This window comes from Mesorhizobium sp. CA4, assembly GCF_020165075.1.
Taxonomy (GTDB): domain Bacteria; phylum Pseudomonadota; class Alphaproteobacteria; order Rhizobiales; family Rhizobiaceae; genus Mesorhizobium.
Map to the genome: position 1 here is coordinate 1 of NZ_JAIUHK010000023.1, position 12786 is coordinate 12786.

Genomic DNA, 12786 nt, shown 5'->3' on the forward strand with positions numbered 1-12786 from the left:
GGGTGGGCGGGATGGGCGACAAGGCGCTCGCCGGCCGTTTCTCCTACATGACCGTCGACATGCGCACCGTCTCGCAGCGCCTTTCGCCGGCGCTCGGACATTTCTTCAACCACCAGACCCACCATCGCGGCCAGGCGCATATGGTGCTCACGGTGCTCGGCCGGCCCTCGGTGCCGCTCGACCTGGCGCTGTTCCAGCGCTCCGAGGAAGGTCGCGCCTACGCCTGAGCACAGCATCGTCCGGGCTTTTCCGCGAGCCAATTGTTGATCAAACCAACATCAAGGAACAACGAATTTTTGCTTGAAAAAATGGAACCCTGACCGAGCCCGTTCGTATTCCCTTCATTCCCTCTCGCACACAGGCATGCGCACGGACCCGGCACTCCGGCGATGCGGAAAAATGTGGCAACGAAGGAGAATGCCATGAATGGTATCGTAGAAAAAATCGCGGGCACATTGGTCGGCGGCATCGCCATTCTCGCCCTGCCGGCGAATGCCGCTGGTCTCGACATCGGCTTTGGTATCGGCAACACCGGCGTCACTGCGGGCAGTCCGGGCGGCGCGATCACCGGCGCGGGCTCCTCGATGGGCGGTTCGACCGGTCTCGGCACGGGCTTTGGCAGCAGCATCGGTGGCGTCGGCGTGGGCGGCTCCGGCGGCTTTAACGCCGGCACTACCGGCTCGATCGGCGGCGTCGAGGGCACGACCACCGGCACCTCGTTCGGTGCGACCGGCGTTGTCGGCGGCACCGGCGTAGTGGGCGGCTCCGGCGGCGTCAACGCCGGCACCGCTGGCTCGACCGGCGGCGCCGCAGGCGTGACCACCGGCACCTCGTTCGGTGCGATCGGCGGCGTCGGCGGCATCGGCACGTTGGGCGGCTCCGGCGACTTCAACGCCGGCACTACCGGCTCGATCGGCGCCGCCGCGGGCACGACCACCGGCACCTCGTTCGGTGCGACCAGCGGCGTCGGCGGCACCGGCACGTTGGGGCGGCTCTGGCGGCTTCAACGCCGGCATCAGCGGCTCGGCCGCCGGCTCCACCATGGGTTCCGGCAATACCTCGACCGGTGGAATCGGTGGCACCGTGGGTGGTTCGGGCAGCTCGACCGCCCACTAAAAGGCAGAGCCCGCCATGGGCGGGCCTGCCGGTTGCTTCGCGTCATCGCTGCGCGCACCGAGCTTGCATTGAAGCCGATATTGTTCTCCCGCTGGACAATCGACCGATTGCAGCGGGGCAATACCAACGGCTCAACGGGGAGTGTCGAACCGGCTGTGAGGCTCTGCGGCACTCCTACCGCGTTGCCGTCTGCGACCGGCGGTGCGCTGACGAGGACCTCCGGCCAGTCGGAGAGCCTGCCACCTCCCCGGTGCGCTTTCTGCTTGCCCACCACCGCGGGCGGTGCGGACGGCGTGTTAACCACATTTGCATCGAAGCTAATATTTTAGGACTTCTTTTGCGCTCGCGCTCCACAATAAGCCAGTGCAGTAGGAGCAATGAAATGCGCATCGATTTGTCCCCGACAAGTTGGGGCAGGGTCGTGGTGGTCACCGCCGCCGGTACCGCCTTTTTCATTGCCGCCGCCTTCTTCGTCGATTCCTTCAATTTTCCCTCGCTGTCGCCGCAGGCGCTGCTTTGGGCGCAACTCACCGATCTTTTCCTGCCGCTTATCCTTGGCGGCTCCTTCCTGTTCTTCCTGATGTGGAAGATGCGCCAGCTGGCCATCACGCAGAAGGAACTCGGCCTCATTGCCGCGACCGACAGCCTGACGGCGGTTTTCAACCGCGGCGCCTTCTCGATGCTGGTCGAGGCATATCTCGAGCGGGCGCGCGGCCAAACGGTCGCCGACACCGGCGCGCTGCTGATCGTCGATGCCGACCACTTCAAATCGATCAACGACCGCCTCGGTCACGATTGCGGCGACCAGGCGCTCAGGTTGATCGCCGCGACGATCAAAGGGCAACTGCACGGCGCCGACATTGTCGGACGCATCGGCGGCGAGGAGTTCGCGGTCTTCCTGCCCGGCGCCGACGCCGCACGCTCCTTTCTGGTCGCCGAATCCATCAGGCGCCGCATCCGCGAGGCCGAGTTTGCACCCGGCGGGCGGCCCTGGCCGCTTTCTGTGAGCATCGGCGGCACCGCCTTCAGCGGCCCGACCACCTACCATGACATGTTCCAGGTCGCCGACCGCCATCTCTACAAGGCCAAGTCAAATGGCCGCGACCAGGTGAGCTTCGAAATCCCGCGCGGCACGCCGGCGGGCGACGCGTCTGGCACGGTCCACTAATTCAATTGCATCATGCTCTGGCCGGCAACGGTCCGTTCATCCTTTGGCGGCTAGTGTCGGAGACTGGCCTCAGCCGATCCGCGAGCGACCGTGTTCGATCTCATCGACTACAAGGCGGTGCTGGTCATCGCCCTCATCTTCATTCCGCTCGAGCAGCTCCTGCCGCTGCATGCCGAGCAATCGGCTACGCGCCGGCATTGGCTGAACGACGTCTTCTATCTGCTCTTCAACGGCATCGTCATCAAGTTCGGCCTGTTGCTGGTGATCGGCGCTGCGATGCTGGTGGTCCCGCGCGTCGTTCCCGGGGCGCTTCCCGCCGCCGTCCAGTCACAGCCTTTATGGCTGCAGGCGATCGAGGCCTTGATCATCGCCGATATAGGCTTCTACTTTGCCCATCGCGCCTTTCACGCGGTGCCGTTCCTGTGGCGTTTTCATGCCATCCATCACTCGATCGAGGAGATGGATTGGCTGGCGGCCCACCGCGTGCACCCGGTGGACCAGATCTTGACCAAGTCGGCTTCGTTCTTGCCACTCTTCGCGCTGGGTTTTTCAGGCGAGGCGCTTCTCATCTATGTGCTGATCTATCACTGGCAGTCGGTGTTCATCCACGCCAATACCCGCATCGGGTTCGGGCCACTGAGATGGCTGATTGCCTCGCCGCAGTTTCATCACTGGCATCATGCCAACGAACGCCAGGCCTATGACAAGAATTTCGCCGCCCAGTTGTCCGTCCTCGACATGATCGGCGGCACCTTGTTCATGCCGCAACATATGCCGGAAAAATACGGTGTCGACGAGCCGGTGCCGCAGCTCTATCACCAGCAGCTCGTCTATCCCTTCGTGACCGCGGCTGGGCCGGCCGCGCCGATCGCCGAAGCTTCGCCGGCGGCCGCCAAGCCGGAATAACGGCGCGGAAATGCCCGCCTCGGTGAACTGACCTGCGGGGGTCGGTTCATAAGTGGCAGGACTCCCGAAAGGGTAGTACCTTGTTGTCAGGCTGCGAAGCCGCCACAGCCGCGCGCCACCGGCTTGACCGAGACGATCGGCGGCTCCGAAGGCCAGAGCACGCCGGCCGTCACCGCGAAGGTGATCAGCGCATCGCGCGCGGCCTCGACCGAGATTTCTCCACTCCGCGCGGCCTCGCAGGCCTTCACCGCGGCGCCGTAGCTGAGGCGCCGGCGCGAGGGCGGAAACTCGGTCAGGAAGTCATGCATGTCGAACAGCGAGGCGATCATGCGCTTGTGGCCGGCGCCGACGCTGAGGGCGACCGGGGTGAAGAACGTCCTGTCGTGCATTCGGACCTCGTCTGTTGGCTGTGGAGGCGGCGGACCTCCGGTCTGGGGAAGGACGCCACACAACGCGGCTTGCGACCGGAAGTTCCGCGCATGCCGATTTTTCCGCATTGGACTTGATCCCTCGCCTGAACCAAAGGCTTCAACGCCTGGAGTTGGAGCAGCCAAGCGACTCTAGCGAACGCCGAGCGGCCCTGGTGGTCGGCTGGAGAGGCCAGGCAGCCTATTTCCACATGCCGCGCATGCGGGCGCCGAGATCGACCTTGACGCCCGGCTTCTGGCGCGGGTCGTCCTTGAGCGCCGCGCTTGCCCAGGACGATTGTTCGAAAGCCGAAAGCATCGAGGCCGGGATGAAGCGGGTGCGCGAGGCATAGACATGGCGGTCGCCGCGCGCCGCCTGGTTGTGCGGATAAAAACGCTGCGGCACCACCAGATGCAGGCTGTCCTTGGCCCTGGTCATCGCGACATAGAGCAGGCGCCGCTCCTCCTCAATGTCCTCCTTGGTGCCGACGCCGAGATCGGCCGGGATGCAGCCGTCTACCGTGTTGAGCACGAAGACGTTCTTCCATTCCTGGCCCTTCGCCGAATGGATGGTCGATAGGATGAGGTAATCCTCGTCGCGATGCGGCGGCCCGGCCTGGTCGCTTGTGGCGTCGGGCGGATCGAGGGTGAGCTCGGTCAGGAAGCGCTCTCGCGACGGATAGGTCGATGCGATCTGCTCGAGCTGCAGGAGGTCGGCGCGTCGCGTGATCGCGTCCTCATGGACACGCTCCATATGAGGCTCGTACCAGAGCCTGATCCGTTCCAGATCGGCCGGCCATTTGGCGCCCGCGCGCAGCCCGCTATAGATGTCGAGGAAGACCGGCCAATCCTGCGCGGCGCGCTGCGGCGGCCGGAAGCGGGCAAGGCCCAGCGTTTCGTCGAGCGACGTCGTCATGGCGTCCACGATCTGCGAGGCGGCGGAGGGGCCGATGCCCGGCATGAGTTGCAGCACGCGGAAACCGGCGACACGGTCGCGCGGGTTCTCGGCGAAGCGCAGCATGGCCAGCATGTCCTTCACATGCGCGGCGTCGAGGAATTTCAAGCCGCCGAACTTGACGAAGGGGATGTTGCGGCGCGTCAGCTCCACCTCCAGCGGTCCGCTGTGGCTCGAGGTGCGAAACAGCACCGCCTGCGCCTTCAGCGCTGTGCCGGCCTCGCGTTCGGCCAGGATCGCCTGGCAGACATAATTGGCTTGCTCAGCCTCGTCGCGCACGCTGACCAGCTGCGGCTTGTGCGAAGACTGGCGCTCGGTCCACAGATTCTTGGTGAAGCGCTCGCTGGCCTCGCCGATCACCTTGTTGGCGGCGGCCAGGATCGTCTCGGTCGAGCGGTAATTGCGCTCCAGCATGACGATCTCGGCGGGCTTTGCGAATTGTTTCGGGAAATCGAGGATGTTGCGCACTTCCGCGGCGCGGAAGGAATAGATCGACTGCGCGTCGTCGCCCACCACGGTCAGCCCCGCACCGTCGGGCTTCAGCGCCAGCAGGATCGAGGCCTGCAGCCGGTTGGTGTCTTGGTACTCGTCGACCAGCACGTGGTCGAAGCGGGAACCGAGATGCGCGGCGATCTCGGGCTCGGCCGCCATCTGCGCCCAGTAGAGCAGCAGGTCGTCGTAATCGAGCACGTTCTGCGCCTGCTTGGCCTCGACGTAAGCCGCGAAAAGTTCCTTCAGCTGGTCCGCCCATGCCGCGCACCAGGGGAAGGCGGAGCCCAGCACTTCGCCAAGCGGCGCCTGCGCATTCACCGCCCGCGAATAGATCTGCAGGCAGGTGCCCTTCGTCGGGAAACGGCTTTCGGTCTTCGAGAATCCCAGCTCGTGCCGGGCAAGGTTCATCAGGTCGGCGGAATCCTCGCGATCATGGATGGTGAAGGCGGGATCGAGGCCGATCTGCTCGGCATAGTCGCGCAACAACCTTGCGCCGATGCCATGAAACGTGCCGGCCCAGGCGAGCGCGTCGGCGATGATTGCCGCGTCGCGGCCCAGCACCTCGCCGGCAATGCGCTCGACGCGCTTGGCCATTTCGGCGGCGGCGCGGCGCGAGAAGGTCATCAACAGGATACGGCGCGGATCGGCGCCCTTGACGACGAGATGGGCGACGCGATGCGCGAGCGTGTTGGTCTTGCCGGAGCCTGCGCCGGCGATCACCAGCAGCGGCGCCGCCACCTTGCCGTCGCCATGCACCACCGCCAGCCGCTGCTCGTCGTTCAGCCGGGCAAGATAGGCGGGCGTCTCGAAGGACGAATCACGGGCGGCGATGTTCATCGCCCATCAAGCATCGTTTCCGCTTTGTTCGCAATAATTTACTCGACCCGCGCGAGCGGGGAGAGGTGGCCGCGAAGCGGCCGGAGAGGGCTGCGCCGGCATCCACGATTCATCGGAAGGGGCTATTCCCACCCGAAACAGCCGTTACCGCTTCGGCTCGACTCCCATCGCGGCCGACTGCCGCCGCAGCCTGCGCCTTTCGTCGCCCGGCATATCCAGCGGCGCGACGTTTCCAGGCACCTCGTCGATGATCCTCACGGCAACGCGATAGGCGGTGTAGGCAAAAAGGCCGGCAAGCAGAAGGCGGACCATGTTCAGTTCCTCGTTGCGTTCGATTGGCTCGGGATTTCAACCGGACTCGGGGTCAGTTGGTTCCCGCCGGTCCACGCAACCAAACCGCCACCGCCTCGTTTGCCCCTCATGAAAGCGGCGAACGAGAGGAGGTCGTCATGAAGAAACGTCCTGTACTGCTGGCTCTTGCGGCAGGGCTCGCGCTCGCCGCCTGCGACAACAATGTGCAGCCCACCAAGGCGCCGAGCAATGAGGTCAACCAGAACCCTCAGGTCGATAAAAACCCGGTGCCGAAATCGACCACCGGCGGAGACCAGCCGGGCACGCCGCCGAAGCAATAGCGCCAAGGCCGGCCTGCCAAGATTATCGTCGAAACGAAGAAGGCCGGCGCTGCTTGGGAGGAAGCTGGGTAGCGCCGGCCAAGCGGGAAAATCAGGCCCGCCGCACAATCCAACATAGCTGAGTCTCGACATCGCGTCATGGCGTGATCGCGCTAGCCGGCTATAGAGCCACCGGAAATCACGAAATTCGGCAGGGCCAGCCATTGCGAGGGCCGCCGAAGGTTCGCTCAAGTGAGCATTTGTGGAAGCGTGCTCTTCACGCCATCGCCACGCGCCGCACCGGCACGTTGGCGATCTCGATGTCCAACTGGCGCTGCGTCAGCGCCGCTTCGGCCATGATCCACCGCTTGAACAGCTCGACCTTGCGGGCCCCGAGGGCCTTGATAGGGCTGACGAAATACCAGCCCGCCGTGTTGGGCTGGTGGACCGCGAAGGGCGCCACCAGCCGTTCGGCGCGGATGTCGCTTGCCATATAAGCGCGGTTGGCGACGGCAAAGCCCATGCCGGCATTGGCCGCTTCGTAGGACATCATGCAGCTATCGAAATAGACGCTCCTCGTTTCGCCAAGCACGAAGCTCGCGCCGGCAAAGCCCAGCCACGACTGCCAGTTCTGCGTGCACGTGTCGGAGTGCAGCAGCGTGAAGTAGCGCAGGTCCTCCGGCACCACCTTCGACAGCGGTTTGTCGCCCAGCACCTCGTGGAAGAGCTTGCGGCTGCACACCGGCGTCAGATCTTCCTTGAACAGCAGCTCCGACGTGAGACCGGGGAAATTGCCGTCGCCATAACGGATTTCGAGGTCGTATTCGGAAATCGAGAATTCATGCGTGGCGTAAGAGGTCGACACCCGCATCTCGATGTCGGGATATTGATGCTGGAAGGCCGAAAGCCGCGGAAACAACCAGCGCGCCGCGAAGGTCGGCAGCACGCAGATCCGCAGTACATGCGCCTGCGACTGGCCGGTTGCCTCCATGCTGGCCGCCACGATGCGCTCCAGCGCCTCGCGCACGCGCGCCACATAGGTCTCGCCCTCCGGCGTCAGCGACACCGCATTGCCGCCGCGCTCGAAGATCTTGAAGCGCAGCTGATCCTCCAGGCTCTTCACGCGCTGGCTGACGGCGGAAGCGGTGATGAACTGCTCTTCGCCGGCGCGCGTGAAATTCCTGTGTCTCGCGGCGCTCTCCACGATTTTCAGCGAATTGAGGTTGACCTGACTGAGCAGACGCACGGGGTTTTTCGACCTTAAGCTGGGCTTACGCTACCACCAGCATTCCTAAATTTACAGGGGTAGGCGCTTAAATGACTGTTAACCAAGTGTTGCCCCCATCTTGGAGAAAATAGAATGAACGCCCATACAATTCCCGAACTGCGCTGTGCAATGAGCCGCGAGGCCATCATTGGTCACGAGACCTCCTGGAAAGTGTCGGGTTTCGGCGTTGCCCAGTATCGTCACGGTTACGACCCGGCTCTGCTTGCCGCCATCGAAGAAGCGGCCCTGAAGTTGAAGGCCAGCCATGCCGTGCACAAGCACCTCGACCTCACCTTCATCACCGGGGCCGATCGCTATATTCCGGAGATCAAGGAACTCTTACACGACAAGCTGCGCCTGGAAGGGCTGTCCGACATGATGGGCACCAAGCTCGAGCCGTATCCGCTGTCGATCGTCGGCTCGACCGTCACTTTCATGAACCCCAGGGATGGCGCGGTCGAATGGCATTGCGACGGCGTTCCGGTGACGGAGCTCATTCCGCTGTCGATCAGCGATCCGCTCATCGGCGGTCATCTTGAAATCTACTGCGACGATTCCGAGACCGGCCGCTCGATCCTCGAATCCGGCCGCGAGTTGCCGCGCAACAAAATCATGCGCATCGATCACAAGATGAACTACGCCACGCTCGGCCAGTTCCTCGGCGTGCTCCACCGCACCGCGCCGATCCAGCTCGGCGATCGCGTCACGCTGGTGCTCAATCAGCGCTCGGCGATCAAACCCTATGTCGACGACAACCGCATGTTCTATCTTGCCGCCGACAACGACCATGACCGTGCCTGGGTGCACGAGTTGGCCGAGGATGTCTGGACCAACCAGCTGCCCGCCTACCGCCGCCATGCCGAGGAGCATCCTGTGCCGCAGCCGACGGCGGAAGCGGTTTCCGGCGGGGCGAGGGAGTCTTGGTAATGACCAACGATCCGATCGAGTGTCAGCCACCCTCAGTGTCGCTGAGCTTCGGTCCGGTCGTGCCGGAAAGCCAAAGCCGTCCCGGCGCCCTCGGGGCGGTGCTTGCCTTCGCCCTCGGCGCCGTGGCGCTGTGGGCGACCAACGCACTGGTCGGCAAGACGTTGCTTGCCGCTTATCCGGTGTCGCTAGTGCAGTTCCTGCAATTTTGCGGCGCGACCCTGGTCTTCGCGCTGATCCGGTTCTTCCCTTCTCCCGTCCTTCGGATCCCACAAGGCGAGAAGGGAAATGCTGCGCTCGCCTACGCGGTCGGTTTCCTCGGCCTGGTCGGCACGATGGTCCTGCAATATATCGGTTTCGCCTCGGTACCGGTTATCGAGGCAAACCTCGTCGCCTATACTTGGCCGCTGATCACCGCCGCGGCGGTCATCCTGCTTGGCCGTCCGCGTCGTCCGCTGCTGCTCGGGCTGGCGGCGGCGCTAGGTTTCGTCGGAGTGGCGCTGGTGATTTCCGGCGGCCGCGCACATTTTTGGTCCAACAGGGCTTGGTTCGAAGGCGGCAGCCTCGTCGGCTATCTCGCCGCTTTGGGCTCGGCGCTCTGCATGGCCTTCTACTCGCTTACGGTCGGCCGCCTTGCAGTGTCGCCCGAGCGTCTGCTTTTGCCCTCGGCGCTGATCGGCGTCGCGCTCACCTTCGCCTGGTGCCTGCATGACGGCGTCGTGTGCCCGAGCGCCGCGCACCTTCTGCTCGGCCTCTATCTCGGCATCGGCCCGATGGGGCTCGGCTACTATTTCTGGTCACGCGCGGCAAAGCTCGACCACGGCGGCAGGATAGCGATCGTCGCCTATCTGACGCCGATCGCTTCCACGTTTCTGCTGACCTTGTCGGGCGAAAGCCTGTCGATGACGGCGATTGCCGGCGCCGTCCTCGTCATTGGCAGCTGCCTTGCGGTCGGCATCGAAGGTACGGGGACCAGGCACAATGTCCAAAATGGCCGTTGACGAGGACGAACGCCGCGCCAGGCAGGAGGCGCACTGGTTGGTCAGGGAGTTTGGCGCGGAGGCGCTGCTCTATGCAGCCATGAAGGCGGAAAAGGCCATCGAGCAGAAGGATTTCGGCCGCTGCGCGCGCTGGAAGCGCGTGCTGGAGATCCTCGCGGACGAGCCGCCTGCGGAGCTCAGGCGCGGTGTCGCCGGTAAATGAGCGATTTGCCATGGCAGCGCCGAATCGCGCATGGTCGGCTGTCCGATCGGCGGATTACCCGTTGCCGTGCTGGAACTTGGTCTGAACTTCGATTTTTCAGCAACTCCTACCGCAGGTTGAATTGCTATAGCCCCTTTTACCTATCCAGGCGGGCAGCCTGTGATATAAAGCATTCGCTATAGCTATTAGAATTCCTAACTTGCGCATCTCCAGTCGGTGTAGAAACATCGTCCGGTATTGAGTCTCGTAGCTTTACTGACTCTGGACGGTCCGTTGGGGGACACGTCCAATTCGATACACCGACGAAAGTCTTAAAAAGAGCTGGCGATTTGAGGGCCAGCAGAAGGTGAAAAAATTGTCCAACCTCGACGACAAGACTGCAATCGAACTGACCGCCGACATTGTCTCGGCCTATGTCGGCAACAATCCGCTTCCTGCCTCTGGCCTGCCTGACCTGATCGCCAGCGTCAGCGCCTCGGTGCGCAAGCTCGCCAGCGGCAGCGTTGTCAAGGAGGCGGTGGCGCAGACGCCTGCCGTCAACCCGAAGCGCTCGGTTTTCCCCGACCACATCGTGTGCCTCGAGGACGGAAAGAAGTTCAAGTCGTTGAAGCGCCACCTTGCGACCGATCACGGCCTGACGCCGGACGAATACCGCGCGAAATGGGGCCTGGCCGCCGACTATCCGATGGTGGCGCCGAGCTATTCGGCGACCCGCTCGGCGTTGGCCAAATCGTCCGGCCTCGGCCGCAAGCCGGCCGGCGGCGATGCAGGCAAGGGCAAGCGCAAGGCCAAGGCCTGAGGCATGGCGCCCGCAACGGGTGACGTCGCGCCGTGGTCATGGCGCGACCGTAAGGCTGCTCTCGACGCTTTGCGCCGCGGGGTGGCTGCCCAGTCCTCGGTGGACGCTGCCAACGGCGTCAAGGCGCGGCGCATCCTGTTTTCGCTGGGCGAGCCGTCCGGCGACCTGCTTGCCGCGGTCGACGCGCTCGACGGGTTCGAGCGCGCTATTGTTGAATGCGACGACCCGTCGGTCATTGAGGCGCGCAGGCTGAACTGCCTGGCCGTTCTGGACCGCCTTGCAGCAAACGGTCGGCCGCGCACGAACTGTTAGAACTAGCTGGGGCGGGCCTGAGATGGCTTGACCGGGCGAGTGCGTTTGGGATCTTGCTCGCCGGCAAGGCTCTCCGCTTCAACCGCTGTCATTTCAAGAAGATAGACAAGCATCTGATAGCGCGTATGCGAGAGCATTTTTGCCAGCTTGCGCGTGATCTCCGCGACATATCTCAACGTTCGTAAATCGCTGGGCGCTCCATCCATCGTGAGCTCCTGATGCGGCCAAGTATCTGGGCCAAGGTATGTTGGGACCAAGTTATCGTTGGCGCCCACTCACGACTCACGGCGCGTCTACAGATTTGCAGGTTTGCGATAAAACTGAAATCGATTTTTGATAAGCATCATGCTTGGCCGGCAAGATTTCCCTGTCCTTTTTGGGTGGCATGGTCGCTTGCTGCATAAATATTGAGCACAAGGCAAGCTTGCGGTTGTCTTTTTGCGCCGGGTTGATCTTTCTCCGGGAATGTTGATCGCCGAGGCAGGCAGGAGCGAGCGGCTTAGTTCTTGTAGGCAGAGCAGAAGCCCGGCGGGTTGTCGTTGCCGATCATGGCGCAGCCGCGCTTGATCTCGTCAATCATCATGCTGCATGCATTCTGCCCGTTGCAGGGCGGATTGGTCGCCGGCGACACCTGGATGCACTGCGAGACATACTGGTCCGACTTCGCCTTGCCGGCCGATTGCACGCATGGCTTCGTGTCGTTCTGGCTTGACTGGGCAGGGGCGGGTTTCGCAGGCGCGGCGCCAGCCGTCGCAGGCGCGGCCTTGGCCGTCGCAGGCGCGGCCTCGGCCGCCGCAGGCGCGTTCTTCGTGGGCGCGGCATTGCCGCCGCTTTGCGGCACGCAGGAGAGGTCGCCTTCTGGGCATTGCAATTGGTGCTGCAACTGCGCCAGCCGCACCTTGGTCAACTCCGCCTTGCAGGTCTCGACGAGGCTCGAATACACCGAGCCATCGGCATAGGGCTGAGTGCGAAAGGCGCATTCCTTGTCGCGGAACGGGATCCAGGCGCGCTGCGCGTCGCGCAGGCGCCACAGGTCGGCGGGAGCGAGGCGGCCCGCCAGCGCTTTGTAGACTGCATTGAGCCCCGCGTCCGCCGAAGCGGCATTCGCGGCCGTGCAGGTTGCAAGGTCGGCCTGCGTCTTCGCTGCCGCGCAGTCGATGGCTGCCGCACGGGCCACGGGACTGGTGAGAAGCATGGCAAGCCCGGCGACGACTGCGAAAATCGCGACCGCCAGCGAGGCCGAAAGGAGCGTGGTCTTGCTCGGCATCTGATCTGTCCTCTGCTTGAACCGAACCCGCCGCTCGCGCCAGCATAGGTTGAGACAACAGCGGCGATCAACGCCAAACCTGTGACGTGGCAAGCAAAGTGTGACCGGTGATTGGCGAAAGCGGAGGAACGACAATCTTTCCTTCAGAGGAGATGGCCCGGCAGGGCAGAGGGGGCGTGTCCCGCCAGCCTCTTCGTCAATCATAGGCGAAGCCTAAGATGTTTTTCCGGAATCGATTTGGATCAGCAGGTGTTCCGGCTCCCGCGTCTCTAGCCGGCTCGCACTCTTGGCCGCTTGGGCGGAGGCTGGTTGGGCTTGCGGCCCCCTCGCGGGTTCAGCGGCGAGAGCAACGCGAGCGGTTCCGTCCTCGAACAGAACCACCTGCGTCGCCAGCGCGGTTGTCGTGGCGACCTGGAAGAAAATGAAGGCGAGGGCGAGATAGCGGATCACGGGCTCCAAAACGCTCCGGCAGGCAACTGGTTCCAGTCCGTCGAGTTTTTGCCGAATGGCCGCAGACAGCGC

At 63.7% G+C, this 12786-nt stretch carries 17 protein-coding genes; 10 read left to right on the plus strand and 7 right to left on the minus strand.

Features of this window, described 5'->3' with window-relative positions; genetic code table 11:
- The 4 genes from LB528_RS18875 to LB528_RS18890 all read left to right on the plus strand — a co-directional run.
- Nucleotides 1-227, plus strand: a 227-nt coding sequence (locus LB528_RS18875) for a DinB family protein (protein ID WP_318012323.1), incomplete at its 5' end; no start/stop codon positions are given.
- A gap of 195 nt (nt 228-422) precedes the next feature.
- Complete coding sequence (locus LB528_RS18880) at nt 423-1445, plus strand: hypothetical protein (protein ID WP_224715899.1); 1023 nt, start codon at nt 423-425, stop codon at nt 1443-1445.
- Nucleotides 1446-1498: 53 nt separating this feature from the next.
- Nucleotides 1499-2284, plus strand: coding sequence for a GGDEF domain-containing protein (locus tag LB528_RS18885; RefSeq protein WP_224715900.1), 786 nt, complete (start codon nt 1499-1501; stop codon nt 2282-2284).
- A gap of 90 nt (nt 2285-2374) precedes the next feature.
- A complete protein-coding gene (locus LB528_RS18890; protein WP_224715901.1) occupies nt 2375-3190 on the plus strand; it encodes a sterol desaturase family protein in 816 nt (271 codons plus the stop codon).
- 86 nt (nt 3191-3276) lie between these two features.
- On the opposite strand, the gene LB528_RS18895 is transcribed toward LB528_RS18890, so the two are convergent.
- From LB528_RS18895 to LB528_RS18905, 3 genes are all read right to left on the minus strand, one after another.
- Nucleotides 3277-3579: a DUF982 domain-containing protein gene (locus tag LB528_RS18895; protein WP_224513059.1), complete on the minus strand. Its 303-nt coding sequence runs from the start codon at nt 3577-3579 to the stop codon at nt 3277-3279.
- 220 nt (nt 3580-3799) lie between these two features.
- On the minus strand, nt 3800-5881 hold the full coding sequence (locus LB528_RS18900) for an ATP-dependent helicase (RefSeq protein WP_224715902.1): 2082 nt from the start codon (nt 5879-5881) through the stop codon (nt 3800-3802).
- Between the two features lie 144 nt (nt 5882-6025).
- Nucleotides 6026-6193, minus strand: a complete 168-nt coding sequence (locus LB528_RS18905; RefSeq protein WP_095767064.1) for a hypothetical protein — start codon at nt 6191-6193, stop codon at nt 6026-6028.
- A gap of 137 nt (nt 6194-6330) precedes the next feature.
- On the opposite strand from LB528_RS18905, the gene LB528_RS18910 reads away from it, so the two are divergent.
- Nucleotides 6331-6513, plus strand: coding sequence for a hypothetical protein (locus LB528_RS18910; RefSeq protein WP_224513063.1), 183 nt, complete (start codon nt 6331-6333; stop codon nt 6511-6513).
- A 256-nt stretch (nt 6514-6769) separates the two neighbouring features.
- Here LB528_RS18910 and LB528_RS18915 read toward each other — a convergent pair whose 3' ends face one another.
- Nucleotides 6770-7738, minus strand: a complete 969-nt coding sequence (locus tag LB528_RS18915; RefSeq protein WP_224513065.1) for a LysR substrate-binding domain-containing protein — start codon at nt 7736-7738, stop codon at nt 6770-6772.
- A gap of 114 nt (nt 7739-7852) precedes the next feature.
- Here LB528_RS18915 and LB528_RS18920 point away from each other — a divergent pair, with 114 nt between their 5' ends.
- The 5 genes from LB528_RS18920 (at nt 7853) to LB528_RS18940 (ending at nt 10997) form a co-directional block, all read left to right on the plus strand.
- A complete protein-coding gene (locus LB528_RS18920; protein WP_224715903.1) occupies nt 7853-8686 on the plus strand; it encodes a hypothetical protein in 834 nt (277 codons plus the stop codon).
- Nucleotides 8686-9684 carry a DMT family transporter gene (locus LB528_RS18925; RefSeq protein WP_224715904.1) on the plus strand — a complete coding sequence of 333 codons (999 nt, stop codon included), beginning with the start codon at nt 8686-8688 and terminating at the stop codon, nt 9682-9684. Before LB528_RS18920 ends, LB528_RS18925 begins: the two co-directional genes overlap by 1 nt.
- Nucleotides 9665-9886, plus strand: coding sequence for a hypothetical protein (locus tag LB528_RS18930; RefSeq protein WP_224715905.1), 222 nt, complete (start codon nt 9665-9667; stop codon nt 9884-9886). Before LB528_RS18925 ends, LB528_RS18930 begins: the two co-directional genes overlap by 20 nt.
- 355 nt (nt 9887-10241) lie before the next feature.
- Nucleotides 10242-10685 carry a MucR family transcriptional regulator gene (locus LB528_RS18935; protein WP_224715906.1) on the plus strand — a complete coding sequence of 148 codons (444 nt, stop codon included), beginning with the start codon at nt 10242-10244 and terminating at the stop codon, nt 10683-10685.
- Nucleotides 10686-10688: 3 nt separating this feature from the next.
- Nucleotides 10689-10997, plus strand: a complete 309-nt coding sequence (locus LB528_RS18940) for a hypothetical protein (protein ID WP_224715907.1) — start codon at nt 10689-10691, stop codon at nt 10995-10997.
- A 2-nt stretch (nt 10998-10999) separates the two neighbouring features.
- Here LB528_RS18940 and LB528_RS18945 read toward each other — a convergent pair whose 3' ends face one another.
- The 3 genes from LB528_RS18945 to LB528_RS18955 all read right to left on the minus strand — a co-directional run bounded on the left by LB528_RS18945 (nt 11000) and on the right by LB528_RS18955 (nt 12714).
- Complete coding sequence (locus LB528_RS18945; RefSeq protein WP_224513079.1) at nt 11000-11203, minus strand: hypothetical protein; 204 nt, start codon at nt 11201-11203, stop codon at nt 11000-11002.
- Between the two features lie 293 nt (nt 11204-11496).
- Nucleotides 11497-12264 (minus strand): lysozyme inhibitor LprI family protein, encoded by a 768-nt coding sequence (locus tag LB528_RS18950; protein ID WP_224513081.1) that lies wholly within the window; start codon nt 12262-12264, stop codon nt 11497-11499.
- Nucleotides 12265-12477: 213 nt separating this feature from the next.
- On the minus strand, nt 12478-12714 hold the full coding sequence (locus tag LB528_RS18955; RefSeq protein ID WP_224715908.1) for a hypothetical protein: 237 nt from the start codon (nt 12712-12714) through the stop codon (nt 12478-12480).
- Between the last annotated feature and the right edge of the window lie 72 nt (nt 12715-12786).

Excerpts from the sequence above, each read along its gene's own strand:
- LB528_RS18880 (WP_224715899.1), top strand. The coding sequence starts at position 423 with ATGAATGGTATCGTAGAAAAAATCGCGGGCACATTGGTCGGCGGCATC.
- LB528_RS18885 (WP_224715900.1), top strand. The coding sequence starts at position 1,499 with ATGCGCATCGATTTGTCCCCGACAAGTTGGGGCAGGGTCGTGGTGGTC.
- LB528_RS18895 (WP_224513059.1), bottom strand. The coding sequence starts at position 3,579 with ATGCACGACAGGACGTTCTTCACCCCGGTCGCCCTCAGCGTCGGCGCC.
- LB528_RS18900 (WP_224715902.1), bottom strand. The coding sequence starts at position 5,881 with ATGAACATCGCCGCCCGTGATTCGTCCTTCGAGACGCCCGCCTATCTT.
- LB528_RS18905 (WP_095767064.1), bottom strand. The coding sequence starts at position 6,193 with ATGGTCCGCCTTCTGCTTGCCGGCCTTTTTGCCTACACCGCCTATCGC.
- LB528_RS18910 (WP_224513063.1), top strand. The coding sequence starts at position 6,331 with ATGAAGAAACGTCCTGTACTGCTGGCTCTTGCGGCAGGGCTCGCGCTC.
- LB528_RS18920 (WP_224715903.1), top strand. The coding sequence starts at position 7,853 with ATGAACGCCCATACAATTCCCGAACTGCGCTGTGCAATGAGCCGCGAG.
- LB528_RS18925 (WP_224715904.1), top strand. The coding sequence starts at position 8,686 with ATGACCAACGATCCGATCGAGTGTCAGCCACCCTCAGTGTCGCTGAGC.
- LB528_RS18930 (WP_224715905.1), top strand. The coding sequence starts at position 9,665 with ATGTCCAAAATGGCCGTTGACGAGGACGAACGCCGCGCCAGGCAGGAG.
- LB528_RS18940 (WP_224715907.1), top strand. The coding sequence starts at position 10,689 with ATGGCGCCCGCAACGGGTGACGTCGCGCCGTGGTCATGGCGCGACCGT.
- LB528_RS18945 (WP_224513079.1), bottom strand. The coding sequence starts at position 11,203 with ATGGATGGAGCGCCCAGCGATTTACGAACGTTGAGATATGTCGCGGAG.
- LB528_RS18950 (WP_224513081.1), bottom strand. The coding sequence starts at position 12,264 with ATGCCGAGCAAGACCACGCTCCTTTCGGCCTCGCTGGCGGTCGCGATT.